The sequence below is a fragment of the Actinomadura nitritigenes genome (genome assembly GCF_017573545.1).
GTDB lineage: Bacteria > Actinomycetota > Actinomycetes > Streptosporangiales > Streptosporangiaceae > Spirillospora > Spirillospora nitritigenes.
Map to the genome: position 1 here is coordinate 361,175 of NZ_JAGEOK010000005.1, position 24,832 is coordinate 386,006.

A 24,832-nucleotide genomic window follows, 5' to 3' on the forward strand; every position below is an offset into this window, starting at 1 on the left:
CCGTCCCGTCTCACAGTTTTTTACCTATCGGTACATTATCTCTTGCGGGAGGGCGTCGCGTCACCCTAGTTTCATACCGCAAGGTACATAACTAAGGAGTGACGCATGATCAGAGTCGGAGTCGTCGGGGCCACCGGCTGGGCGGACGGCTCGCACCTCCCCGCACTCGCCGCGCTCGAGGCGTTCGAGGTGACCGCCGTCGCGACCACCAGCCAGGCCAGCGCGGACAGGGCGGCCTCCGCCCACGGCGTGCGGCTCGCCTTCGCCGACGCGGGCGAGCTCGCGGCGCACCCCGATGTCGACCTGGTCGTCGTCTCGGTGAAGGCCTCCGGACATGCCGACGTGATCAGGGCCGCGCTCAAGGCCGGAAAGCACGTCGTGTCCGAGTGGCCGTTGGGCGTCGACGCGGAGGAGGCACGCGAGCTGGCCGAGGCCGCCACCGCCGCGGGCGTCGTCCACGCGGTCGTCCTCCAGGGGCACCACTCGCCGAGCGCCCGCTTCGCCGCCGACCTCCTGGCCGAAGGCCGGATCGGCACGCTCGAATCGGTCGCGCTGATCGCCGAGGGCGCGCCCTGGGGCGGCAGTCGCATCTGGCCGAACCTGGTGTTCGGCCTCGACCCCTCAGGGGGGACCACCATCCTGAGCATCATGGCCGGCCATTTCCTGGCCGCACTCGAACGGGTCGCGGGCCCGCTGACCGAGGTCTCGGCACGGCTGCCCCGCACGCACGACCACGTGCTGGTCGCCGGGACGGAGCGGACCGTGCCCAACGCCACCCCCAGCCACGTGCTGCTGCACGGGATGCTGGCGAGCGGCGCCACCGCCTCCGTCACCGTGCACGGCGGCAACGGCCCCATCCAGGACGCGTTCCTGCTCAAGCTCGTCGGCAGCGACGGAACACTGACCGCCACCCCGGCCCAGCGCGAGACGTTCATCCACTGGGGCGACTGGGACATCAGGATCGGAGACGACATCCTCGCCGTGCCCGACACCTATCGCACCGTCCCCGCCGGCGTCCGGTCCGGCCCGCCGGCCAACATCGCGGCCCTCTACCAGGAGGTCGCCGAGGCCATCGCCGAAGGCCGGCAACCGCATCCCAGTTTCGAGACCGCCCTGCGCCATCACCGGCTCCTCGCCGCCATCGAACGATCCGCGGCCGATGGAACCGCCCAGGTCATCCCATGACTCGCGGTGAGGGCACCACCGGGTGACCTTTCACGAAGCAGGCTCGGCCGTACCGGCGAGGGCGAGCAGGCGGTCGGCCGCGGTCAGCGTGCCGCCGGTGCTGATCGTCGGCGCGACGGCACGCGCGGCCGGCGCGGCGTCCAGCGCTCGGCCGAGGGCCTCGTGCACGCTGCCGGCGGGCGGAACCGAGGTGCCCAGCCCGAGGTGACGGACACGCTCCGCGTGGTAGCGCTGGTCGAACATCTGCGGCAGGAGCATCTGCGGCGTCCCGGCCATGGCGGCGACGGTGGTCGTGCCGGCGCCTCCGTGATGGACGACCGCCGCCACCCGGGGGAAGAGCGCCTGCTGGTTGACCTCGCCGATCGAGAGGCAGTCGGGCGCGTCGGCGAAGGGGGCCGGGTCCGCCCAGCCCCGCGAGATCACGACGCGGCGGCCGAGGGCGCGGGCCGCGTCGAGCACCGTCGCGGCGATGCCGTCCGGGGCGCGCATGCTGCCGAGCCCGAAGTAGACCGGCGGCTCGCCGCCGGCGAGGAATGCCTCCAGTTCGGGGTCCAGCGGGCGGGTGTCGTCGAGCAACCAGGCGCCGGTCTGCAGGACGTCCGGGCCGGGCGGGCCGGGCGGGCCGGGCGGGCCGGGCGGGCCGGGCGGGCCGGGCGGGCCGGGCGGGCCGGGCGGGCCGGGCCACGGTGCGAGGACGGCGTCGGCCGCGAGCCACGGACGGTCGGTGAACAGGTGCGAGCGCACGTCCGCGACGGGCTCGAGGCCGAGCCGCCCGCGCTGGACGTTCAGCGGGACCCGCCACAGGGCGTTCCAGCGCTGCTCGTCCTCGGCCCAGAGCTTCTCGGCGTCGACCGGCCCGTCGGCGCGGCTCTGCCCGAGCATGCCGAAGACCGGCGGCGCGTGATGCGGGGACGGCAGCGTGACCGGCGCGAACGCCGCGTACACGTACGGGACGCCCCGCGCCTCGGCGACCGAACGGGCCGCGATCGCCAGCGCTCCCCCGCCGACCACGGCGTCGCACCCGTCCGCCGCCGCCCGGACGGCCCGGAACTGCTCCGCGACCGTCCCCTCGATCATCCGCCGCCGCTCGTCCGGTGTCGGCACCGTCCCGGCGGCGGCCTTGGCCGTCCCCCTCACCTCCGGCCCCACCGGCGCGTAGGCCACCCCGAGCGACTCCGCCCAGGCCCGGAAGTCCGGCGGAGCGCACACCGTCGCGTCGTGCCCGAGCCCGCGCAGGCGCACCGCCAGCGCGATCATCGGCTGGGCCTCGCCGCGCGAGCCGATCGTCGACAGCAGAACCCGCATGCCACTCCCCCGTCCGCGCCCCGGATCTCGGTGCGCGGGCAGCGATTCTGCCCGCCGACCCGGCTCTTGCCGCAAGCCCCGGGCCGCGCTGGACAATGAAGTGGGAGGAGACTCCGCCGCGGATGTTCGCGAGCGGAGCGCCCTCACCCGACGTCGTCGAGAACGGCCCCGCGAGCGCGGCGCCGCGGAGTCACGTCCGGCGGACGAGGAAGTCGACGGAGCCGTCCAGCGTGGCCAGCTCCTGGTAGTCGTCCTCCTCGATGCGGACATCGGACCCCTCGCTCAGCGCCTCCACGAAGCCGAGGAAGTCGAGGGAGTCCAGCCCGAGGTCGTCGCGCAGATCGGCGCCGTCGTCGAGCACGTCGGGGTCGATGTCGGGGGCGACCTTCGTCAGCGAGCGGACGGCCAGTTCGCGTGCTTCCTGGGGTGTCATAGCTCCTCCGGGTGCTGCAGAAGGCGGTCGACGGCCGCGAGCAGGCGCGCCCCGGTCCGCCCGTCGCTGGCGCGGTGGTCGGCCGCGAGGGTCGCGGTGACGACCGGCCGCACGCCGAGCAGCCCGTCAACGGCCCACGGCCGCTCGACGATCTTGCCGAAGCCGAGCAGCGCCACCTGCGGCGGGAAGATCACGCCGGTCACCGACTCCACGCCCTGATCGCCGAGGTCGGTGACGGTGATCGTGGCGTCGCCGAGCTCGGAGCCGCGCATCCGGCCCGTCCGGGCGCGGGCGAGCAGCTCCTTGAGCGCCGCCATCAGGTCGGCCAGCGCGAGCCGGTCGGCCCCGCGCAGCGTCGGGGTGGCCACGCCGGCGCCGCGCATCGCGGTGACGACGCCGAGGTCGACACCGTCCGCGGGGACGAACGCGTCATCGCGCCAGTGGCCGTTCAGTTCGGGAACCTCGCGGGCTCCCAGCGCGCTCGCCTTGAGCAGCATCGCGGCGGGCAGGATCCGGCGGGACACGGGGAGTTCGCGGTTGCGCTCGCGCAGCCAGGCGACCGCCGTGCTCATGTCGATCGTGGTGCCGAGATAGTAGTGGGGTATCTCGCGCTTGCTCCGGGCCATGAGGCGGCCGATCGCGCGGCGCATCGCGGCGGCGCGGTCGGTGGTCTCGGGCTCGCTCTTCGGGCGTTCCTGCCTCGCCTCACGTCCCGCACCGGCTCGTGCCGGGCCCCCGGAGGCCGCCGCGCGGACGTCATCGGCTTTGACGGTGCCGTGGGCGCCGGTCCCCACGACCTGCCCCAGGTCCACGCCCAGTTCAGCGGCGAGCCGCCGTGCCAGGGGCGATGCCCTCAGCCGTTCCGTTGGGCGGGTGGCCCGGTCGAGGTCGGCCCGGACGACCCTGCCCCCATGGCCGGTGCCGTGCACGGAGCCGAGCTCCACGCCCTTCTCCTGCGCGAGACGGCGGACGAGCGGGGTCGCCGTCCGATCGGCGCGCGCCGCAGGACGGGCCTGCTCTTCCCGCGGGCCGCCGTCCTGCGGCGGCGAGACGGCCGCGGGAGGCGCCGCTTCGGCCTCGACCGGACGCCCGGGGCCGGCATGGCCGGGTTCGGCGGGTTCGGCGGGTTCGGCCGTCGTGTCGGACGCCGGGGCCAGCCGGGCGAGCGGTGTGCCGACGGGGACGGAGACGCCCGGCTCGACGAGCAGCGCGTCGACCACCCCGTCGGCGAAGCACTCCACCTCGATATCGGACTTCTCGGTCTCGACCACCGCGACGATGTCGCCCCGGTGCACCCGGTCCCCCGGCTTGACGAGCCATTCGGTGAGCGTGCCCCGGTCCATGTCGGCGCCGAGCGCGGGCATGGTGAAGTCAGGCATCACCGTTCACCACCCGGCGGGCGGCGGCGACCACGTCGGCGGTCTGCGGGAGCGCCGCCTCCTCAAGATGCCGCGCGTACGGGGTGGGCACCTCAGCGCCGCACACCCGCCCGACGGGCGCGTCCAGGTCGTAGAACGCCTGCTCGGTGATGCGCGCGCTGATCTCCGCGGACAGGCTTCCCGACCGCCACGCCTCGTCCACGATCACCGCGCGGTGGGTCCTGCGGACCGAGTCCATCACGGTGGCGTCGTCGAGCGGCCGGAGCGACCGCAGGTCGATCACCTCCGCCTGGACACCGTCGGCGTCCAGCGCATCGGCGGCGTCCAGGGTCTTCGGCAGCGTCCCCCCATAGGTGATGAGCGTGACGTCGGAACCGGGGCGGCGGACCAGTGCCCGGTCGATGTCGGTGGGGCCCGCGTCCGGTGCCAGCTCGCCCGACATGCCGTAGAGCGAGCCGTGCTCGAAGATCAGCACCGGGTCCGGGCACTCCAGCGCCGTCCACAGCATCCCCCGCGCGTCCTCCAGCGTCGCCGGGGCCACGATCCGCAGGCCAGGGATGTGCGCGTACCAGCCTTCGAGGCTGTGGGAGTGCTGCGCGGCCAGCTGCCGGCCCGCCCCGGTCGTCATCCGGATGACCAGCGGCACGCCGAACTGCCCGCCGGACATGTGGGAGAGCGTCGCGGCGTTGTTGAGGATCTGGTCGAGCGCGAGCAGGCTGAAGTTGACCGTCATGATCTCGACGATGGGGCGCATCCCGGCGAGGGCCGCGCCGATCCCCGCCCCCACGAAGGCGGACTCCGACAGGGGCGTGTCCCGGATCCGCTCGGGCCCGAACGCCTCGAGCAGCCCGAGGCTGACGGCGAAGCAGCCGCCGTAGCGGCCCACGTCCTCGCCCATGAGGAAGACGCGCTCGTCCCTCGCGAGCGCATCCCGCAGAGCCGCCCGCATCGCTTCGCGATAGGTGACGGTCGTGCTCCGGGCGGAGTCGCCGGCCGCGCGGCGGGTCGTCGTGGTGCTCATGGCCGCACCTCCTGTTCGGAGTAGACGAACCGGGTCAGGTCCTCGATCGGCTCGGAGGGGGCCGCCCGGGCCGCGTCGACGGCGCCGCTCAGCTCGGTGGCGATCTCCTCCTCCATCGCGGCGAGGTCCCCGTCGGTGAGCCCGTCGTCGGCCCGCATCCGGGCGGCGAGGGCGTCGATCGGGTCGTGCCGCTTCCACTCCTGGATCTCGGCCTTGTCGCGGTAGCGGTCCGGGTCGTACATCGAGTGGGCCCGGTAGCGGTAGGTGCGCAGCTCCAGGAAATGCGGCCCGCCGCCCCAGCGCACCGCCTCGACCGCCCGCTGCGCAGCGGCGGAGACCGCGAGGACGTCCATGCCGTCCGCGGCCCAGGAGACCATGCCGTAGGACGAGGCGCGCAACGCCAGGTCGGTCTGCGCGTGCTCGCGCGGCAGGGAGGTCCCCATGGCGTAGCGGTTGTTCTCGCAGATGAACAGCACGGGCAGGTGCCAGAGCGCGGCCAGGTTGAGGCATTCGTGGAACTCGCCTTCCGCGACCGCGCCGTCGCCGAAGAAGCAGGCCGTGACCCGGTCGGCGCCGCGCATGCGGTCGGCGAGGGCCAGCCCGACCGCGAGCGGCAGCCCGCCGCCGACGATGGCGTTGCCGCCGTAGAAGCGCGTCCGGGCGTCGAAGAGGTGCATCGAGCCGCCGCGGCCGCGCGAGCAGCCCGTCGACCGCCCGAACATCTCCGCCATGATCGCGTCCGCCGGGACGCCGCGGGCCAGGGCGTGCCCGTGCTCGCGATAGGTCGACACGACGGCGTCATCGGGGGCCAGCACCGGCATGACGCCCGCGGCGACGGCCTCCTCGCCGATGTAGAGATGGACGAATCCGCGTATGTCGGACGAGCTGTAGAGCTCGACGCAGCGCTCCTCGAAGCGCCGGATCCGCAGCATCTCGCGCAGGAGGCCGCGATGCCGCTCGACGACGGCGTCATGCGCGCTCGCGTGCTGCGCGCTCGCGTCCTGTGCCCTCGCGTCACGGGCGCTCTCGGCTTCGCTGCGGGCGCGGCGGCTCGACGCGGCCTTCGCCGTGCCCGCTCGCCCGGTCCTGGTCCTGGTCATGGTGTCCGCTCCAACGTCGACACGTCGCCTTCCGGCAGCCCCAGCTCCCGCGCCTTCAGCAGCCGCCTCATGACCTTGCCGCTGCGTGTGTGCGGGAGATGCGGCTCGAACTCGATCTCCCTGGGCGCCAGCGACGCCAGCCGCCGCCGGCCGAAGGCGATCAGCTCGCTGCGCAGGTCCTCGCTCGGCTCGGAGCCGGGACGCAGGGTCACGAACGCCTTGACGATCTCCCCGGCGACCGGGTCCGGCCGGCCGATGACGCCCGCCTCGGCGACGGCAGGGTGCTCCATCAGCGCGCTCTCGACCTCGAAGGGGCCGATGAGGTGCCCGGCCGACTTGATCACGTCGTCCGCACGGGCGACGAACCAGTAGTAGCCGTCCGCGTCCCGGCGCGCGACGTCGCCGGTGAGGTACCAGCCGCCGGCGAACGCTTCGCCGTACCGGGCGTCCTCGTGGAGGTAGCCGCGGAACATCGACGGCCAGCCGGGGCGGAGCGCGAGTTCGCCTTCGGCGCCCGGGCCCTCCACCTCCCTGACATGGCCGTCGGCGCGGCCCAGAGCCCGCCCGTCCGGTCCCCGCTCCAGCAGCGCGACCTCGATGCCCGGCATCGGGCGGCCCATGGAGCCGGGCCGGATGTCCATCGCCGCGAAGTTGCTGATCATGATGGCGCCGGTCTCGGTCTGCCACCAGTTGTCGTGGACCGGCAGCCCGAACGCCTCCACGCCCCACACGACCGCCTCCGGGTTGAGCGCCTCGCCGACGGAGGCGACGAACCGCAGCGCCGACAGGTCATGGCCGCGGGCGGGTTCGGAGCCGTACCGCATCAGCATCCGCAGCGCGGTCGGAGCCGTGTACCAGACCGTGACCCGCTGCTCCTCGAGCGTCCGGTACCAGCGGCGCACGTCGAACTCCGCGGCGTCGACCAGCAGCGTCGCCCCGTGCGTGAGCGGGGCGATGATGCCGTAGGACGTGCCGGTGACCCACCCCGGGTCGGCGGTGCACCAGAACACGTCGCCCGCGCGCAGGTCGAGCGCGAACTCCGCGGTGGCGTGGTGGGCCACGACCGCCTCGTGCACGTGCAGCGCGCCCTTCGGCCGCCCCGTGGTGCCGCTGGTGAAATGCAGGAGGGCCGGGTCCTCCGGGTCGGTCGGGGGGATCTCGAAGACCGGTGCGACGTCCTCCATGATCTCGCGGAAGGAGATCGTGCCGGGCGGCACGTCGTAGCCGCCGACGATCAGGACGTGCGCCAGTCCCGGCAGCTCGTCCCGGATCGGCGCGACCTTCCTCGCGTACAGTTCGGGGCTGGTGACCAGCACCTTCCCGTCGCCGAGGCCGAGCCTCTCGCGGATCGGTTCGGGCCCGAACGCCGGGAACAGCGGCGAGAACACGCTCGTGTTCTTCAGCGTCCCCAGCGCCACCACGTACAGCTCGGGGACCCTCCCGAGCAGCGAGAACACGCGGTCGCCCTTGCCCGCACCGAGCGCTCGCAGGACGTTGGCGAACCGGTTGGTCTCCCCCTGGAGCTGTGCGTAGGTCAGATCGGTGACCGTTCCCCGCTTGTCCAGGCAGCGCAGAGCGGTCTCGTCGCGCAGCTGGCCGGCGGTGTGCCGGTCGACCGCCTCGTGGGCGATGTTGAGGCCCCGTCCGCTCGGCAGCCCGTCCAGCGCCTTGCGGGCCTGCTCCCAGGTAAAGCGGGCACAGGCTTCGGCATAGTCCTCCAGATTCGGAGGGAGGCCGTGATGCTCTGCCTTATGGATCGTTTCCCAGCCCATAGGTTCACCTCAGCAGCTCGCCATCACCTTCCTGTCTAACCACGGCCCCCCGGCGCCGGCAGCGGACAACTGGCATCTCGCACCGGGACTTTGGTCCCTCGCTGAGGGAGGAGGCCCACCCAGCCGGGCGAGGCCGAAGGCGGACGTGCATCGATCGGCTGTGCGACAGCCGCCCCCGACGATGGCTCAGGGCAGGTCGGCCAGGACGGCTTCGGCGGCTCGCCGTCCCGACACCAGGGCGCCCTGGATGGAGCCGGTGTCGCGGTGGTCGCCGCAGACGTACCGCCCGGCGCGCAACCGCACCGGGCGCCGCAGCGGCATGGGCGGCGGCATCGCCGGGAGGGCGGCCTCGACCCGGTACGACGCGATCGGGCGCCAGCCGGAGGTGTCGCCGTAGATCTCGCCCAGCCGGTCGCGCACCCGCGCCGCGTCGGCGTCGATGCCGAGGACGGAGGTCGAGATGAGCGCCCGGTCGTCCGGCGAGTACTCGGGGGCCGCGTCCGTGAGGACGAGCGTGTCGGTGATGATCCCCTCGGCGTCGAGGATCTGGACGGGCTCCTTCAGCGGAGACCGCGGGGCCACGTGGTAGTAGGTCGTGACCGGGCGCATCACCGGAGCCTCGATCTCGGGCACGAGCGCGGCCGCGCCGGCCGGGTCGGCGGCGACGACCACGGCCGCGGCCTCGATCGCGTCGCCGTCGCCGGTCTCCACGCCGTCGTCGGTGACCTGCCGGACGGGCGTACCGAACGACACCGCTCCGTCCGGAAGCCGGGCGGCGAGCTGCTCCGGCATCCGGCCCATGCCGAGCGCGGGGACGCAGATGGTGCCGCGCGCGAAGGACCGCCAGATCAGGTGGAAGAAGCGGCTGGAGGTCTCCAGCTCCCGCTCCAACAGCACCCCGGCGAGGAACGGGCGCAGCAGCTTTTCGACCATCTCGTCCGAGATGCCCCAGTGGCGCAGTTCCTCGCGCGTGTCGCGTTCGGTGCCGTCCCGGACCCGGGAGCCCGGGGCGGCCAGGTCGCGTGCGGTCATCGCGGCCAGCGCGGCCTTGTCCCGGACGGACCCGACGTCGGCGCGGGCACCGCTCAGCGCCTGCCCGGGATGCCGCCACGGCAGCATCACGCGCTCGCGCCGTCCCTCGCGGAAGACCAGCAGGCCCGAAGCGAAGGACCGCAGGTCCAGTGCCTTGAGGTCGAGAACGCGCCGTGCCTCCGGATAGGCGGTGTTGAAGACCTGGAAGCCCCGGTCGAGACGGAAGCCCTCGACGATATCGGTGCGCACCCGGCCGCCGACTCCGTCCGACGCCTCCAGCACCCGCACCGGCACACCGGCCTCGTGCAGCCGCACCGCACAGGCCAGCCCGGACAGCCCGGCCCCCACGACGATCACGCCATCGGACATCTGCCCACCCCCGAGTTCCGCTACGGCCGGAATCCGTCCCTCACCATGCCCGCCGCGGACCGTGCTACCCCCGGTTCCCCGCTCGGCACGCACGTCCGCTCCCGGCTGCACCACGCGCAGCAGGCCTCGCGAGCGACCAACGCCCCGTCCGCCCTGTGCCCCGCTATCCTGCGAATCCTGCGCGGGAACTCCAACCTGACGGGAACCCCCTCCCATGCGGACGAGTTCGCGAACGGGCCCCTTGCAGGCCCCGTCCCCGATGGGCAGCGCCACCTCCAGGACTGGTTCGGCCTCGGAGCCGCTCGAACCCGCGCCGCTACTTCACCGGCTGAGCTCGCGAAACGAGGGGACGGACCCGCCGGCGGCGCATCCACCCCGTTTCGTTTGTGACAAGACGATCGGCTCGCGGCGTCTGTAGGGACGAACCGACGGACGACGCTGGGAAGGCCCGATGGCCGAAGATCCGCATGGATTTCACGAATTCGCCGCCGCGCGCGGCGCCTCGTTGTTCCGCACCGCCTGCCTGATGTGCGGAGACCCGCACCTGGCCGAGGACCTGGTGCAGACGACGCTGGGAAAGCTCTACGCGTCGTGGCGGCGCGTGCGGCGCGCCGACAACCCGGCCGCCTACGCGCGGACCGTCCTGATGCGCACCTACATGTCGCACGTGCGCAAGCACAGCAACCGGGAGACGCCGTCGCGGCGACTGCCCGAGACGGCCTCCGCCGACGCCGACCAGGCGCTCCGCGTGACGCTGCTGAACGGCCTCGCGCAGCTTCCCCCGCAGGACCGCGCCGTGCTGGTCCTGCGCTACTGGGAGGACATGAGCGTGGAGGACGTGGCGTCCGCGCTGCGGCTGAGCGGCGGGGCGGTGCGCAACCGCAGCATGCGGGCGCTGGGCAGGCTCCGCGAGGCGCTGGGCGAGGAGTTCGAGGAGCTCATCCGATGACGCGGGAGAGGGACGAGATGCAGGAGGAAGCGGGAATGAACGCGGTGGAGGACCGGCTGGCCGAGGCGTTGCGGCGCACCGCCGAAGGACTGGAGCCGCCGCTGGACGGGCTCGTCAGCGGGGGCATCGCGCGGGGGCGGCGGCGACGGTTCCGCAACCGTGCGGGCATCGCCGCCTCCGCGGTGACGGCCGCGGCCGTCGCCGCGGGCGCGGTGGTCGTGGTCGGCTCCGGCGGTGACGGGACGGCCGCGCCGCGGCCGCCCGCCGTCCAGCTGGTGAGCGCGACGCAGGTGCTGGGCAAGGCCGCGCAGACGGCCGAGGCGCGCCCGCCCGTCAGGCCGCGCCCCAGCCAGTGGTGGTACACCAAGGCGGTCGAGATGGGGCCCACCGCCGAGCACGGCCCCAAGCCGCACTACTCGGAGGACTGGATCAAGCTCGACGGCTCCCAGGACGCGAGCCTGCTGAACGGCAAGCTGGTGGTCTACCGCCACACGGGCGCGGGAGCCAAGAACTCCAAGGCCGCGACCGACCGCCTGATGTCGCTGCCCAGCGACCCCCGGACGCTGCGCGCCCTGGTCTACAAGGAGGTGGACGCCACACCCGTCCGGGACCGGATGGTCAAGGACCGGGACGGGCAGGCCTTCCGCGTCGCCGCCCAGATGCTGTGGGACGCGCCCGTCACCATGCCGCCGGCGACGCAGGCCGCCCTCTACCGGGTGCTGGCCGCGATCCCCAGTGTCCAGGTCGACCGGAACGTCAAGGACGGCGCCGGGCGGTCCGCCATCGCGCTGTCCCACGGGTTCGGTGAGCAGTTCCTGCTGGACCCGGCCACATACCAGATGGTGGCGCAGCGGAGGGTCAACACCGGCCGCAACGCCCCGGTCTCCAAGATGAAGGGCAAGGACCCCCGGTACAACGTCCCGGTGGGGACCGTCATGTACTCCCTCACCCGCGTGGTCACCAAGCTCGTCGACCGGGCCGGGCAGCGCTAGGAACGAAGGGGCCTGCCTCGCCGGATCCGGCGAGGCAGGCCCCTTCGCCGTTGCGTCCGATGACGGCGCGGGTCTGCGTTCGGCTGTTTCGGCTATCGCGGACGGCGGCGTTCGGGGACGGGCTCGGGTCGCCATGCTGTGGCGACCATGGCCAGCAGGAGCGCGATGAGGGTCAACCAGTAGCCGGTGTCCTGCGCGTTCGACGGCGGGTTGAACAGCGGGGAGGCCACACCGGGCAGGACGTAGACGGCCGCCGCCAGTGCCCAGCGCGGGCTGCGCGCGGTCGCGGTGGCCAGCACCCCGGCGAGCAGAAGGACGCTCTCGATGCCCGCCCTGACCAGCTGCCAGATCTCGCCGTACTCCTGGTTTCCGGGCATGTAGGTGAGCACCAAGGAGGCCGCGGGAATCGCAAGCCACCACAGCGGCCGCGCACGCAGGGGCCGCCGCCTGGCCGCCCGGTCGGCCGCGAGCGCCACGGCCCCGATCGCCAGCACGCCGTAGGGGGCCAGGGAGACCCAGTTGTGGTTCGCCGGTCCGAGGATCTGCGACGGCGAGGACGTCGCCTGAGTCCCCAGCAGCATGGCCCGACCGGTCGAGAGCGCCACCGCCAAAGCGAGTGGGAGGGCCACCAGCGCCCAGCCGCGCAGCAACGCCGCTACCAGCGCCGCCGAGGCCGCCAGCCACCAGGGAGACGAGTGGTCGGCGATGCCGTAGGCCATGTTCGCCAGCGCAAGCGCCAGCAGGCCGAGTTGCAGCCCGTCGGCCCACCACGCCACAGCGGTGGCCGCACGGGCCCGGGCTGCGAAGCCCGCGCTGAGGAGCCCGGCCGTCTCCCGCAGCGAGGGAGCGCGGCGCGGGGTGCCGTTCAGCAACGTGCCGATCATGTCAGCCCCGTACTCGGCGCGGTGACCGGACGGGAACGCCCGCAGGAACAGCCGGTACCAGCCTTCGGTGAGTGCCCCGCTCATGCTCCGGCGTCCCCTGTCAGCAGGGAGGCGCGGCCCGTGACGACCCGGGCGGCCTGCTCCAGCCGCAGAGCCTCGCGGGTGAGCGCCAGGCGCCCGTCCTCGGTCAGCCGGTAGTAGCGACGCGGACGGCCCTGGACGGTCTCCTCGCGATCCACGACGATCAGTCCGTCGCTCGCCAGGCGGTCCAGAGCTCCGTAGAGGGTGCCGACCGCCAGCCGAACCCGCCCGCCCGACTGCTCCTGCGCCCGCTTGATGATCCCGTAGCCGTGCACGGGCCCGTCCAGCAGCGCGGCCAGTACGAAGTACGTCGGCTCGCTCATCACCGTGGTTCGTTTGACCATACGGGAGACGATATATCAGCAGCCGAAGTATTGTGCCCGAGTCGATCAACTTGCCCGGCGGGAAGCGAAGCAGGCCGCGGATCACCCAGGTCGCACCCGGTGGCGACCTCGGCCACGAGGGGCGGAAGGCCGTCTTCAGGGGGCCGGCACCGCACCGGCGCGCTCGCACGGGCCGGCGGGCATCTGCCGGTACGGGAAGAAGGATCGGGGCTGCGGCGAAGTGTGGGGGAAAGATCCGTCGACTTGAGGAGACCCGCATGATGGAGACGCCGACTTGACCGCGGACGTGGGCCGACCGTGGACCGACTCCGAGCTGGCGGAACAGGTCCTTTCGGATCCCGAGGCGTTCACCGCCGTCCACGACCGGTACTTCCGCCCCGTCTACCGGTACGTGGCGGGACGGCTCGACGCGCAGACCGCCGAGGACATCGCGGCCGAGACGTTCCTGGTGGCGTTCGACCAGCGCAAGCGGTTCGACCCGCAGCGGGGCGCGCTGCGGCCGTGGCTGTTCGGCATCGCCACGAACCTGGTGGCGCGGCACCGGCGGGCGGAGGCCCGCCGCTTGAAGGCCCTGGCCCGGGTCGGGCCGGACGTGGTGGCGGGCGGCCATGAGGACCAGGTGGTCACCTCGCTGACCGCCCAGCGCATGCTGCCGCAGCTGGCGCGCGGCCTCGCAGCCCTCAGCCAGGGCGAACGCGACGCGGTGATGCTGCTCGCCCTGGGGCAGCTCGGCTACGAGGAGATCGCCCAGGCGCTCGGCGTCTCGTCGGGCACGGTCGGCTCCCGGCTGAGCCGGGCCCGCACGAAGCTCCGCGCACTGATCGAGGAGGAGAACGTTCATGGATGAGATCGAACTGGTCGGCACGCTGCTGGCGCCGCCGGAGGCATCGGACGAGGCAGCGGGACGGAGCATGGACCGGCTGCGGACCCGGATGCGGACCGGGCCGGTCCGCGACCGCCGCAAGGCATTGATGGCAGGGGGCGCAGGGCTCGGGCTGGCGGCCGCGGTGGCCGCGGCCGCCGTGGTGGTGGCGTCGGGTGACGCCACGCCCGGGGAGGGGCCGCATGGGCCGCCCTCGGTGTCCGCGCCGGCGGGAGGAAGGCAGGTTCTGCTCGCGGCGGCCGGCACGGCTGCGAGATCACCCGAGACGTCCGGTACCTATTGGTACGTCAAGACGGTGATCGGCGGCAGGACGCTGGCAGAGACCTGGCAGACCGACGACCGCTCCTGGACACGCAGCGCGAAGGCGCCCGGGAAGCTGGTCGAGGTGCGGCCGCCGAGGCCGTTCAGACTGGCCGGAGAGCAGGTGACCGCCGCGCGGCTGCGGTCGCTCCCGACGGAGCCCGCGGCGTTGCGTGCGTGGATCGAGCGGGCCGTCCGCCACAGTGACGCCAGGACGAGCAGCGGCGCCCTGACCGCCGGCGACCGGCGCAGGCTGGCGTTCGACTCGCTGGTCGCGCTGGTCGGCGAACTGCCCGCGCCGCCGAAGGTCAGGGCGGCGGCGTTGCGCGCGATCGCCGATATGCCCGATGTCCGGAGCCTGGGGCCGGTCCAGGGCGGCGAGGGGCTGTCGATCGGCGGCCGGCGGCTGGTCGTCGATCCGGCGACCGGGCGTATCCGCGGCACCGACTTCCTCGTGACCATGGACGGCGCCGAAGGGCTGATCAACGAGCCGGGCGGCGCGACCGTCATCGCGTATTGGACCGACACCCCGCCCCGGTAGGCGGCTGCGAACGGCTCACTCGGCGCCTGGCGGGTCCCGGCGTCAAAGCCCGTCTCACTGGTTCCGGCCGCCCTGCGGCGCCGGACCAGTGAGACGGGCGGGTCCGTCGGTCGGCGCAGATCGCGGGGACGCTGGTGCAGGCCCGTGGAGGCGATGCTTTCTCGAGGACTACGGCCGGTCGGCGGCGGCCCGGGTCGAACGGAATCGAAGCCCCGTCCAGGACTGGGGCTGTGCGGCGGGAAGGGCGGGCTGTACGGTCCGTCGGCGGCATCTGGACGCGGGGACGGCCGTGGTGGCCTCATCGGGTGCCGTGCTGGAGTCGTTGCAGGTCGGCCAGCTTCAGGGTGGGGCCGCCGAGGGGTGAGGCCGCCGGGTCGGCGCGCAGGCCGGCGAGGAAGATGTCGGCGTGCCGGTGGGCCAGGGCGTTCTGCGTCTCGTCGGGAATCGCTCCGGGCAGTGGCCGGGACAGCCGGGTGAGCAGCAGGCCGATGTCGCCGAAGTCGACGTCTGCGCGGAGCCCGCCGGTTCTGTGGGCCTCCTCCAGCAGTTCCTCGACGAGCCGCGCCGAGGTGGTGCGGGCGGCCTTGAGGTGCGGCTCGTCCAGATCGAGCGCGCCCAGCAGCGTCGGGATCACCGCCGAGGTCCGCAGGTCCAGGACGGCGTGGACGTAGGCGGCCAGCGCGTCGAGCGGGTCGGGATGGTCCTGCCGGGCTCGTCGCACGGCTTCGATGGTGCCGGTCAACGCGTGGAGGACGACGGCATGCATGAGCGTGCCGCGATCCTTGAAGCGCCGGTACAGCGTGGCGATTCCCACCTCGGCGCGCCGGGCGATCTCCTCCAGCGACGCGCCCGGACCCTGCTCGACGAAGACGTCCCGTGCCGCCTCCAGCAGCCGCTCCTGGTTACGGCGCGCGTCGGCTCGCATCCGCCTCCCCCTCCTGACCCGGCCTCACCCTATCCCACTAGACGGAGGGAAGTCCTTCGCTTAACCTAAACGAAGGATACCCCTTCGCTTATTGGGCGGTGGAACGCGATGACCGACGCATGTCCCACAGGCGAAACCCGGCCGGGAGGGCGAGGCCGGCCGGCGGGTCGCTGGTTCACGCTGGTGGTGATCGCCACCGCGCAGCTGATGACCGCGCTGGACGCCACGATCGTGAACATCGCGCTGCCCTCGGCCCAGCGGGCGCTGGAGTTCAGCGACGCGCAGCGGCAGTGGGTGGTGACCGCCTACACCGTGTGCTTCGCCGGCCTGCTCCTGTTCGGCGGACGGGTGGCCGACGCCCTCGGACGGCGCCGATCGTTCCGGCTCGGGGTCGCCGGATTCGGGGTCGCCTCGCTGCTCGCCGGGCTGGCGCCGACGCTGCCGGTCCTGGCCGCCGGGCGCGCCCTGCAGGGGGCCTTCGCCGCGTTGATCGCGCCGACCGTGCTGTCGATGATCGCGGTCACGTTCACCGAACAGCGGGAGCGGACCCGGGCGTTCGCCATCTACGGGGCGGTGGCCAGCAGCGGCGCGGCGGCCGGGCTGCTGGCCGGGGGCGTGCTCACCGACCTCCTCGACTGGCGATGGTGCCTGTTCGTCAACGTGGCCATCACCGGTGCGGTGCTGGGCCTCGGCCATTTCGTCCTGCCCGATCCGCCTCGCTTCGGCGCCGCCGGCGTCGACGCCGCCTCGGCCGTGCTGGCCACCGGCGGGCTCGCCGCCGTGGTGTTCGGCTGCAGTCAGGCCGCCGCGGGCGGCTGGGGGCGGCCGACCGTGATCGGCGCACTGGTCGGCGGGGTCGCGCTGGTGGCCGTGTTCGCCGTGCGGCAGGCACGGATTCCCGACCCCCTGCTCCCGCTGCGCATCCTCGCCGACCGCGGCCATGCCGGCGCCTACCTCGCCGTCGCCTCCGCCGTCGTCGGAGCGTTCGGGACATTCCTCATCCTGACCTATCACCTGCAGGTGGTCCTGCACTACTCGCCCGTCCGCACCGGGCTGGCGGTGCTGCCGATGACGCTGGCGAACGCGGTCAGCGGCTACCAGCTGGGCAACCGGCTGATGCCGCTCCTGCCGCCGCGGACGCTGATCGCCGGCGGCCTGCTGGTCGCCGCGTCCGGGCTGGCCCTCATCGCCCGGCTGACCCCCGACAGCGGGTACCTCGCGACCGTCCTGCCCGCCCAGGTACTGATCGGGACCGGCATGGGCGCGCTGTTCCCGCCGGCCTTCCGACTCGCCGTCCACGGCGTCGGCCAGCAGGAGGCGGGGGTCGCCTCGGCCATGATCAACGCCGCCGCCCAGGTCGGCGGCTCCATCGGCACGGCCGTCCTGAACACGCTCGCGGTCACCGCCACCGCCACCTACCTCGCCGCACACCCCGCCGCCCCCGGCCTGCACCGGGCGGCGCTCGTCCACGGGTACGCGACCGCGACCGCCTGGGCCACCGGCCTGCTCGCCGTTATGTCCGTACTCGTCTACTTCCTCATTCCCGCACCACGACCACGACCCGAGCCCGAGCAGACGCCCCGCACGCAGACGGCAAGAAAGGAAACCTGAATGCCGATCCAGCTCAACCACACGATCGTCCCCGCACGAGACAAGCACGCCTCCGCCGGCTTCCTCGCCGGAATCCTCGGCATACCGACCAGCCCCGAACGTCGCCAGGTTCGCCCCGCTCACCCTGGGCAACGGCGTCACGCTGGACTACATGGACCTCGCCGACGACCCCATGCGGCACTACGCGTTCCTCGTCTCCGAGGACGACTTCGACGCGATCTTCGCCCGGATCACCGCGGCCGGGCTCCGCTATCACGCCGCTCCCAACGGCGACCTCCCGGGCGAGATCTACCGCTCCCGCACCGGCGGCCGCGGCGTCTACTTCCCCGACCCCGACGGACACCTCATGGAGATACTCACCCGCGACCTGACCGGCCGGACGATCTAACGCACCACGAGGTCGGTGCACGGGTACTCGGGGCCAGCACCTTCGGGCTCGGCGGCCGTCACTGCCTCGGTGCGGCACTGGCCCGCCTCAGGGGCAGGATCGCGATGGAGGAGGCTGGGAGCCCCTCCCTCTCGAGCGGTTCCCTCCAACGCAGAGGCGTCCGCCCGATGCCAGGCGCCGAGCACCGGGCGGATGCCGTCTGCGTGCTCGGGGACCGCGGGTCGGCCGTGCTGGAATCTCACAGGCGCTGGGATGGTTGACGCCGGTGTGAAGAAGATCGGTTTTCTCTCCTTCGGTCACTGGAGTGACGGTGCGGGCTCGCGGACGCGGTCGGCGGCGGACGCACTGCTGCAGTCGATCGATCTCGCCGTGGCCGCGGAGGAACTCGGCGCCGACGGCGCCTATTTCCGGGTGCACCATTTCGCCAGGCAACTGGCTTCTCCCTTTCCGCTGCTCTCCGCGATCGGCGCGAAGACCTCGCGCATCGAGATCGGTACCGGCGTGATCGATATGCGGTACGAGAACCCGATGTACTTCGCCGAGGACGCCGGGGCCGCCGACCTGATCTCCGGCGGACGGCTGCAACTCGGCATCAGCCGGGGATCGCCGGAACAGGTCATCGACGGGTGGCGGTACTTCGGGTACGAGCCGCCCGAGGGCGACACCGACGCCGACATGGCACGCAAGCACACCGAGGTACTGCTCACGGTGCTGCAGGGCAGAGGCTTCGCCCAGCCGAATCCGCGGCCGATGTTCCCCAATCCACCCGGACTGCTGCGCCTCGAGCCCCACTCCGCAGGGCTCCGCGACCGCATCTGGTGGGGGTCGAGCTCCAACGCCACCAGCGTGTGGGCGGCCGAGCTCGGCATGAACCTGCAAAGCTCCACGCTCAAGGACGACGAGACCGGCGAGCCGCTGCACGTCCAGCAGCGCAAGCAGATCGAGGCCTACCGGCAGGCGTGGAAGGACGCCGGACACCGACGCGAGCCGCGCGTCTCGGTGAGCCGCAGCATCTTCGCGCTGACCAGCGACCTGGACCGCGCCTACTTCGGCCGGAACGCCGACTCGGGCGACCACATCGGAATGATCGATGAGAAGACCAGGGCGGTCTTCGGACGCTCGTACGCGGCCGAGCCGGACGCCCTGGTCAAGCAGCTCGCCGGCGACGAGGCCATCCAGGCCGCGGACACCCTGCTGCTCACGGTCCCCAACCAGCTCGGTGTGGACTACAACGCGCACGTCCTGGAGAACATCCTGACCCACGTCGCACCCGAACTCGGCTGGCGCTGAGGAAACAGCCGGCCCCGCCCGTCACGGGCCGGCCCTCGCGATGTTGCGCATCCATGACCGTCCGTTGCAATAGTGACCCCTTTATTTTTGCGTCGATTTAGGAGACGGGGACCCTCGCAAAGGAGATGAATGCGAGGGTCCAAGAAAGCTCTCCGGGCGGTATTCGGCCTTGATCGAAGTGGGTATTGCGATAGTCCGGCGACCATTACCGGCGGGTTCGGGGGCGACATGGGCGAGGTCATCGGGACGCTGCTGCCGCTGGCGATCGGGGTGGCGATCAGCCCCATCCCCATCATCGCGGTCATCCTCATGCTGCTGGCGCCGCGCGCCCGCGTCACGGGTCTCGGCTTCCTGGCGGGCTGGGTCGGCGGTGTGCTCGCGGTGACCGTCGTGCTCCTGCTGATCGCCAACGGGCTGGGCATGAACGCCTCGTCCGGGCACCCCAAGACCGGAGTCTCCTGGATCAAGCTGCTGCTGGGCGTGCTGCTGCTGATCCTTGCCGCCAAGCAGTTCACCGCCCGTCCCCATCCCGGAGAGCAGGCCGAGATGCCGGAGTGGATGAAGGCCATCGACACCTTCACCCCCGTCAAGGCGGCGTCGCTGGGCGTCCTGCTGTCCGCGGTGAACCCGAAGAACCTGATGATGTGCGTCGCGGCCGGGATCGCCATCAGCGAGGGAGAGTTGAGCGTCGGCGACCAGATCGTGGCCGTCGCCGTCTTCACCGTGATCGCGGTGTGCAGCGTGGCCGTCCCCGTCATCGTCTACGTCGCCGACACCGAGCGCATGCGCCGGCCGCTGGACTCCCTGAGGACCTGGCTCGAGCGCAACAACACCACGGTCATGGTCGTGCTGCTCCTGGTCATCGGCGTCGTCCTGATCGGCAAGGGCATCGGCGGGCTCATTGGCTGACCGGCCCGCCTGGCTGGCCACCGGGATCGCGGGCGTCCGCCGCGGCGCGCTGTCGCGCGAGGTCCTCGCCGGCGTCACCCTCGCGGCTCTGGCGATCCCGCTGAACATCGGCTACGCGCAGATCGCCGGGCTGCCGCCGGTCGTCGGGCTCTACGCCGCGATCGTCCCGCTCCTGGTGTTCGCGCTGCTGTCCTCGTCCCGCCAGCTCGTCGCCAGCCCGGACGCGCCCATCGCCGCGCTCATCGCCTCACTGCTCACCGCGATCGTCGCGGCACCCGGCAGCCGGCAGTACGTCGAGCTCTCCTACGCGCAGGCGCTGCTCTGCGCCGTCGTCTTCCTGCTGTTCGCGGTGTTCCGGCTCGGTTTCCTGGCCGACTTCCTGTCCGAGCCGGTCCTCGTCGGATTCATCGCCGGACTGGCCATCGAGATCCTCACCAGCCAGACCGAGAAGATCCTGGCCGTCAAGACCACCGCCGACCACTACTTCCCGAAGCTGTGGCAGATCATCACCCAGGTCCCGGACGCCCGCGGCTGGAGCGTCGCCGTCGGCCTCGGGACCATGGCGGTGATCGTCCTGCTGCGGCGCCTCGCCCCCGCCTGGCCCGGCCCGCTCATCGCGCTGGTCATCGCCACCGCCGTCGTCGCCGCCACCGGCCTGGACCGGCACGGGGTCGCCATTCTCGGCAAGGTGCCGTCCGGACTGCCGACCCCGCACTGGCCGCGCGTCTCGCTCGCCCACTGGGCCGCGCTCGTCCCCGGCGCCATCGCGATCTGCGCCGTGACCCTCGCCGACGGCCTGCTCACCGCCCGCCGCTACGCCGAGCAACGCGGCTACCCCATCGACGCCGACCAGGAGCTGCGTGCCTTCGGCCTCGCCAACATCGCCGCCGGACTCACCCGGTCCATGACGGTCGGCTCCAGCGCGTCCCGCACCGCCGCGATGGACGCCGCCGCGTCCCGTTCCCAGATCCCCAGCCTGACCTGCGCCGTCCTCGTCGCCGTCCTGGTCACCTTCTTCAGCGGGATCCTCGCCTACCTGCCGAGCACCGCGCTGGCCGCGATCGTCGCCGTCGCCGTCGTCAGGCTCATCGACGTGCCCGCGTTCGCGCGGCTCTGGCGGCTGCGCCGCTCGGAATTCTGGATCGCCGCCGGCTGCGCGCTCGGCGTCCCCGTCCTCGGCTCCCTCACCGCGGTCATCGTCGCGTTCCTGCTGTCGGCGGTCGAGGTCGTCCGCCGTGCCGCGCGCCCCGCCACCGCCACCCTTCAGGCCGGCCCGAACGGGCACTACCTGCGCACCTCACCGGACCCCGAGCCGGGTACCCCGGCACAGGCCGCCCCCGGCCTGGTCATCTACCGCTTCGGAAGCCAGCTGTTCTTCGCCAACGCCACCACCTTCAAGAATCAGGTCCTCGCCCTCGCCGGCGACGGCGTCCGCTGGATCGTCCTGGACGCGGAGGCCGTCACCGACATCGACACCACCGCCGCCCAAACACTTCACGAGGTCACAAGAACCCTCACCGACCGCGGCATCACCTTCGCGATCAGCCGCGTGACGGCCTCCGTCACCGGCATGCTCACTCACTACGGGCTGGACGGCATCCCTCTCTACGACTCCAACGAAGCAGCCGCCCAAGCCTTCCAATCAACCGGCTGACCTCACCGCCGCACCTCCGCGCTCGGACTCTTGTTCGCAGGCAGTGATGGTCAGGCGCGATCCGGGTCGGGTAGCGCGGCCGGGCGGGGAAGCCCGGCCGTGTCCGGGAGGGCGGACATCCGGCGGAGCGGGGAGAAGAACAGCAGCAGCCACGAGACGGCGGGAACCGCGGCGCCGAGCCACAGGACCGCCCGCGGTCCTGCCTGGTCACCGATCAGCCCTGCCAGGAAACCACCGATCGTCAGGGCTCCCATCAGCAGCAGACGGAACGTGGCGTTCATTCGGCCGAGCAGGTTTCCGGGGGTGATCCGCTGGCGGAAGCTCACCTTGATGACGTTGTCGATTCCGACCTTGGCCGCTGTCACCAGCCACGCCGCTCCGGCGAGCCACATCCAGGGGCCGCGTCCGACCAAGGGCACGAGGAGGCCTGCGGGTGCCAGCGCCAGGCTGGTCCCCCACAGCGCGCGGCCCTGGCCGAGCCGGCCGCCGATGCGGCGTGCGGCCATCGCCCCGGCGAGCAGGCCCACACCGCCGGACGCCAGGAAGCCGCCGAGCGCCGCGCCGGAGAATCCGAGCCGGCGGATGAACACCACCGGCAGCATGGTCACGGTGAGCTGGATCGACAGGTTCGTGCAGGCGCCCTCCAGCAGGATCGGCCTCAGTACCGGGTGGCCGAGCACGTAGCGAAGGCCGGTGCGGATGTCGTGGGTCAGCCGCCCGCGCGGCACCGGCGCCGGCGCCGGCTCGCGGCCGCGGATGCCCAGCAGGCACGCCGCCGACCACAGGTACGTCAGCGCGTCCAATCCGACCGCCACCGGCGCCGACAGCGCCTGAGCCAGGTACCCGCCGATGCCGCGGCCGCCGATGTCTCCCGCCGCGTCCAGCATGACCAGGTGGGCGTTGGCGTTCTCCAAACGGCCGCGGCCGACGGCCTGCGGTAGATAGCTGAGCTTGGCGATGTCGAAGAACACCGTGGCCGCACCGGTCGCCAGCACCACCGTGTACAACTGCGCCATGGACAGGACGCCCTGCCACCAGGCGAGCGGGATCGAGCCGAGCAGGACGGCGCGGGCCAGATCCGCGGCCACCATCACCCAGCGGCGCCGCATCCGGTCCACCCACGCGCCCGCCGGCAGGCCGATGGCCAGGAACGCGACCGTGCTCAGCCCGGCGAGGACCCCCACGTCACCAGGCGAAGCGTGCAGCGCCACCACCGCGACCAGCGGAACGGCCACATAGCTGATCTGGGTGCCGATCTCGCTGACAGCGGCGGCGGCGAAGACACGGCGGAAGGGCTGGACGGCGAACACGCCTCGATACGGCATGCCGCCCAGCGTCACCGCCGGAAGGGCCGAGCCGGAATCGATTTAGACTGGCCGGAATCCGTCGGGAGGCCCCATGCTGGACTTGGAGTTCTCCACGGGCGACCTGGCCCGCACCCGGTTCGCGTACTCACCCCTGTGGGAGTGCGTGGCCGCGCTGCGCACTCTGCGGCGGCCCGCCGCGCATGTGCTGCACCGGCCCTGGCTCGCGGTCGCGGCGCCCCGCATCGCCGAACTGCGCTCGTCCGGACGCATCGCGCTGCTGGACGCGCTGGTGCCGCCGCCTCCCCGGGCGCTGCCGTCCTTCCTCGCCCCGACGCCCGCCGTCCCCTCCCCCGATCTGGACGACGAACTCGCCGCGCTACGTGCCGTCCCGGCGGCGGAGGTGCGTGCCGAGCTGAACCAGACCCGCGGCGTCCCGATCGCGTCGCTGCGGGAGTTGTACGCCCGCCCGTCCAGCGGGCTGGATCGGCTCGCCAGGGAGATCCGCGCGTTCTGGGAGGCGGCCCTGGCCGAGGACTGGCCGCGCGTGCGGGCACTGCTGGAGGCCGACGTGCTGTACCGCGCGCGGGAGCAGACCGACGGCGGGCCCGCCCGGCTGCTCAACGCGCTCGACCCCGCGATCCGCTGGCGCGGTGACACCCTGTCGATCCGGCTGGTCCACCACTCCGCGGCCCACCGGCTGGATGGACGGGGCGTCGTGCTGGTGCCGTCGGCCTTCGCCTGGCCACGCGTCCTCGTCAAGACCGGCCCCGTGTGGCCGGTCACCGTGCGCTACCCGACGCGCGGCGTGGGCCTGCTGTGGACCGCCGACCGTCCGGCCGCACCGGATGCGCTCGCCGGAGTGCTCGGCGCCACACGGGCGATGCTGCTCACCGCCCTGACCTCGCCCGCCTCCACCACCGAACTCGCACGCCGCCTCCGGCTCTCACCCGGCGCGGTCTCCCAGCAGCTCACCGCCCTGCGAGCGGCCGGTCTCGTCACCGCTCGGCGCAGCGGCAGGTACGTTCTCTACACTCGCACGGCCGTCGCGGAAGCCTTCCTCACGGCCGCCGGCACCTGAGGGACGGAGCGCCACGCTCCACATCACCGTTGAGCTGAGCACCAAGGCTGTGCGGGGCAACCACGAACGCCGCGCTCGCCGAGAACTACGCGCCCGCACGGGGCGGCTGTCTCGGCCGGTCGGTGCTCCTGTGGGGATCCCCAGCGGAACGCCAGGATCGTTCTCACCGCTGACGGCTGTCCGCAGGCGGGTTACCGGAGGCGGGGATCGGGGCGGATCGGTACGCGATCCGGATCGACTTCGTGGTGTCCTTCGGCGACACGATCGTCCCTGGCGGTCAGCGGACGACGCGGTAGGAGAGGTGGGTCGCCGCCGGGGTCGCGATCACGCGGGTGCGTTCGAGGGTGATCGACGAGTCGAGCGCGCCGAACAACGGCGTACCGCCGCCGACCAGGACCGGGATCACGTGCACGCGGATCTCGTCGACCAGGCCGAGCGGGAGCGCCTGCTGCATGACGGTCGCGCCGTGCAGCCCGACGACCTTGTCGCCCGCCGCCTCACCGGCCTGCTCGATCGCGCCGGCCACCCCGTCGGTGACGAAGGTGAACACAGGCGGGTACGGCCTGGTCGGTGCTCGGTGAGTGACCACGAAGCACGGGACATCGCCCATCGGGCCGCCCTCGCCCCAGCCGCCCTCCCCCTCGTTCTTCTCGAATGACCTGCGGCCCATCACCACCGCGCCCCAGTCTTCGGCCACCTGCTTCAGGATGGCCCGATCCTCTTCGGTCGCCTGGTCGGACATCCACTTGTGCAGCATCCAGGCACCGTCACCGAACGGGTTCTCGCGGCTGTCGTTCGGGCCGGTGACGTACCCGTCGAGCGAGATGGACATGTCGCAGATCACCTGTGCCATGGGGTACCCCTTCTCTCCGTCGGTGTTCTCGGTTCGCTGTCTACGACTCGGCGGGCTGGCCGAACTCATCGGTGACCTGTGGATCGCCCGTTACGTGGCGCTCGCCCGCGCGTCCTGGCGGAGGCGGTCCACCGCCACAGCGGACGTGCCGCCTCTGGCCGTGGCGGCCGCGGTCGAGCGGGCCCCGCGGCCCGCGGGTGTTGATGAGGAGCATGCGGGTACGCCTTCGCGCGAAATTACCCGGCGG

General features: G+C 72.6%; 24 protein-coding genes. 12 read left to right on the forward strand and 12 right to left on the reverse strand.

Going from position 1 to position 24,832, the window contains the following annotated elements:
* Nucleotides 1-105: 105 nt before the first annotated feature.
* Nucleotides 106-1,185, forward strand: coding sequence for a Gfo/Idh/MocA family protein (locus tag J4557_RS09835; protein ID WP_208266140.1), 1,080 nt, complete (start codon nt 106-108; stop codon nt 1,183-1,185).
* Nucleotides 1,186-1,215: 30 nt separating this feature from the next.
* On the opposite strand, the gene J4557_RS09840 is transcribed toward J4557_RS09835, so the two are convergent.
* From J4557_RS09840 to J4557_RS09870, 7 genes are all read right to left on the reverse strand, one after another.
* Nucleotides 1,216-2,490, reverse strand: coding sequence for a glycosyltransferase (locus tag J4557_RS09840; RefSeq protein ID WP_208266141.1), 1,275 nt, complete (start codon nt 2,488-2,490; stop codon nt 1,216-1,218).
* Between the two features lie 190 nt (nt 2,491-2,680).
* The gene (locus tag J4557_RS09845) at nt 2,681-2,923 is read right to left on the reverse strand and encodes an acyl carrier protein (RefSeq protein ID WP_208266142.1); all 243 of its coding nucleotides are present in this window, start codon (nt 2,921-2,923) and stop codon (nt 2,681-2,683) included.
* Nucleotides 2,920-4,302 carry a dihydrolipoamide acetyltransferase family protein gene (locus tag J4557_RS09850; RefSeq protein WP_208266144.1) on the reverse strand — a complete coding sequence of 461 codons (1,383 nt, stop codon included), beginning with the start codon at nt 4,300-4,302 and terminating at the stop codon, nt 2,920-2,922. The genes J4557_RS09845 and J4557_RS09850 overlap by 4 nt, the downstream gene beginning before the upstream one ends.
* Complete coding sequence (locus J4557_RS09855; protein WP_208266145.1) at nt 4,295-5,323, reverse strand: alpha-ketoacid dehydrogenase subunit beta; 1,029 nt, start codon at nt 5,321-5,323, stop codon at nt 4,295-4,297. The genes J4557_RS09850 and J4557_RS09855 overlap by 8 nt, the downstream gene beginning before the upstream one ends.
* Entirely contained in the window at nt 5,320-6,423 is a 1,104-nt protein-coding gene (pdhA, locus tag J4557_RS09860; protein ID WP_208266147.1) for a pyruvate dehydrogenase (acetyl-transferring) E1 component subunit alpha, read from the reverse strand. The genes J4557_RS09855 and pdhA overlap by 4 nt, the downstream gene beginning before the upstream one ends.
* Complete coding sequence (gene acsA / locus J4557_RS09865; RefSeq protein WP_208266149.1) at nt 6,420-8,195, reverse strand: acetate--CoA ligase; 1,776 nt, start codon at nt 8,193-8,195, stop codon at nt 6,420-6,422. The genes pdhA and acsA overlap by 4 nt, the downstream gene beginning before the upstream one ends.
* 186 nt (nt 8,196-8,381) lie before the next feature.
* Nucleotides 8,382-9,596, reverse strand: coding sequence for an NAD(P)/FAD-dependent oxidoreductase (locus tag J4557_RS09870; RefSeq protein WP_208266150.1), 1,215 nt, complete (start codon nt 9,594-9,596; stop codon nt 8,382-8,384).
* A 451-nt stretch (nt 9,597-10,047) separates the two neighbouring features.
* Here J4557_RS09870 and J4557_RS09875 point away from each other — a divergent pair, with 451 nt between their 5' ends.
* A complete protein-coding gene (locus J4557_RS09875) occupies nt 10,048-10,545 on the forward strand; it encodes a SigE family RNA polymerase sigma factor (protein WP_208266152.1) in 498 nt (165 codons plus the stop codon).
* Nucleotides 10,542-11,537, forward strand: a complete 996-nt coding sequence (locus J4557_RS09880) for a CU044_5270 family protein (RefSeq protein WP_208266153.1) — start codon at nt 10,542-10,544, stop codon at nt 11,535-11,537. Before J4557_RS09875 ends, J4557_RS09880 begins: the two co-directional genes overlap by 4 nt.
* 92 nt (nt 11,538-11,629) lie before the next feature.
* On the opposite strand, the gene J4557_RS09885 is transcribed toward J4557_RS09880, so the two are convergent.
* A complete protein-coding gene (locus J4557_RS09885; protein ID WP_208266154.1) occupies nt 11,630-12,505 on the reverse strand; it encodes a hypothetical protein in 876 nt (291 codons plus the stop codon).
* Entirely contained in the window at nt 12,502-12,846 is a 345-nt protein-coding gene (locus tag J4557_RS09890) for a PadR family transcriptional regulator (protein ID WP_243775493.1), read from the reverse strand. Before J4557_RS09890 ends, J4557_RS09885 begins: the two co-directional genes overlap by 4 nt.
* A 274-nt stretch (nt 12,847-13,120) precedes the next feature.
* Here J4557_RS09890 and J4557_RS09895 point away from each other — a divergent pair, with 274 nt between their 5' ends.
* Both J4557_RS09895 and J4557_RS09900 read left to right on the forward strand, forming a co-directional pair.
* Nucleotides 13,121-13,693 carry an RNA polymerase sigma factor gene (locus tag J4557_RS09895; protein WP_208266156.1) on the forward strand — a complete coding sequence of 191 codons (573 nt, stop codon included), beginning with the start codon at nt 13,121-13,123 and terminating at the stop codon, nt 13,691-13,693.
* Nucleotides 13,686-14,570 (forward strand): CU044_5270 family protein, encoded by an 885-nt coding sequence (locus tag J4557_RS09900; protein ID WP_208266157.1) that lies wholly within the window; start codon nt 13,686-13,688, stop codon nt 14,568-14,570. The genes J4557_RS09895 and J4557_RS09900 overlap by 8 nt, the downstream gene beginning before the upstream one ends.
* Before the next feature lie 298 nt (nt 14,571-14,868).
* Here J4557_RS09900 and J4557_RS49420 read toward each other — a convergent pair whose 3' ends face one another.
* On the reverse strand, nt 14,869-15,495 hold the full coding sequence (locus tag J4557_RS49420; protein WP_243775494.1) for a TetR/AcrR family transcriptional regulator: 627 nt from the start codon (nt 15,493-15,495) through the stop codon (nt 14,869-14,871).
* A gap of 183 nt (nt 15,496-15,678) precedes the next feature.
* Here J4557_RS49420 and J4557_RS09910 point away from each other — a divergent pair, with 183 nt between their 5' ends.
* The 5 genes from J4557_RS09910 to J4557_RS09930 all read left to right on the forward strand — a co-directional run bounded on the left by J4557_RS09910 (nt 15,679) and on the right by J4557_RS09930 (nt 21,347).
* Nucleotides 15,679-17,106 (forward strand): MFS transporter, encoded by a 1,428-nt coding sequence (locus J4557_RS09910; RefSeq protein ID WP_208266158.1) that lies wholly within the window; start codon nt 15,679-15,681, stop codon nt 17,104-17,106.
* Nucleotides 17,107-17,257: 151 nt separating this feature from the next.
* Nucleotides 17,258-17,494, forward strand: coding sequence for a VOC family protein (locus J4557_RS09915; RefSeq protein WP_344407149.1), 237 nt, complete (start codon nt 17,258-17,260; stop codon nt 17,492-17,494).
* Nucleotides 17,495-17,746: 252 nt separating this feature from the next.
* Entirely contained in the window at nt 17,747-18,784 is a 1,038-nt protein-coding gene (locus J4557_RS09920; protein WP_243775495.1) for an LLM class flavin-dependent oxidoreductase, read from the forward strand.
* Between the two features lie 228 nt (nt 18,785-19,012).
* On the forward strand, nt 19,013-19,693 hold the full coding sequence (locus tag J4557_RS09925) for a GAP family protein (RefSeq protein ID WP_208266159.1): 681 nt from the start codon (nt 19,013-19,015) through the stop codon (nt 19,691-19,693).
* Nucleotides 19,686-21,347 (forward strand): SulP family inorganic anion transporter, encoded by a 1,662-nt coding sequence (locus J4557_RS09930; RefSeq protein ID WP_208266161.1) that lies wholly within the window; start codon nt 19,686-19,688, stop codon nt 21,345-21,347. The genes J4557_RS09925 and J4557_RS09930 overlap by 8 nt, the downstream gene beginning before the upstream one ends.
* 50 nt (nt 21,348-21,397) lie before the next feature.
* Here J4557_RS09930 and J4557_RS09935 read toward each other — a convergent pair whose 3' ends face one another.
* On the reverse strand, nt 21,398-22,672 hold the full coding sequence (locus tag J4557_RS09935; RefSeq protein WP_208266162.1) for an MFS transporter: 1,275 nt from the start codon (nt 22,670-22,672) through the stop codon (nt 21,398-21,400).
* Nucleotides 22,673-22,745: 73 nt separating this feature from the next.
* Between J4557_RS09935 and J4557_RS09940 the strand changes: the two genes are divergently transcribed.
* Entirely contained in the window at nt 22,746-23,732 is a 987-nt protein-coding gene (locus J4557_RS09940; RefSeq protein WP_208266163.1) for an ArsR/SmtB family transcription factor, read from the forward strand.
* 277 nt (nt 23,733-24,009) lie between these two features.
* Here the strand turns inward: J4557_RS09940 and J4557_RS09945 are convergent, their stop codons facing one another.
* The gene (locus J4557_RS09945; protein WP_208266164.1) at nt 24,010-24,585 is read right to left on the reverse strand and encodes a dihydrofolate reductase family protein; all 576 of its coding nucleotides are present in this window, start codon (nt 24,583-24,585) and stop codon (nt 24,010-24,012) included.
* Here J4557_RS09945 and J4557_RS09950 point away from each other — a divergent pair.
* Nucleotides 24,563-24,832 (forward strand): hypothetical protein (locus J4557_RS09950; RefSeq protein WP_208266166.1); only part of this gene is annotated, 270 nt, incomplete at its 3' end. The genes J4557_RS09945 and J4557_RS09950 overlap by 23 nt on opposite strands.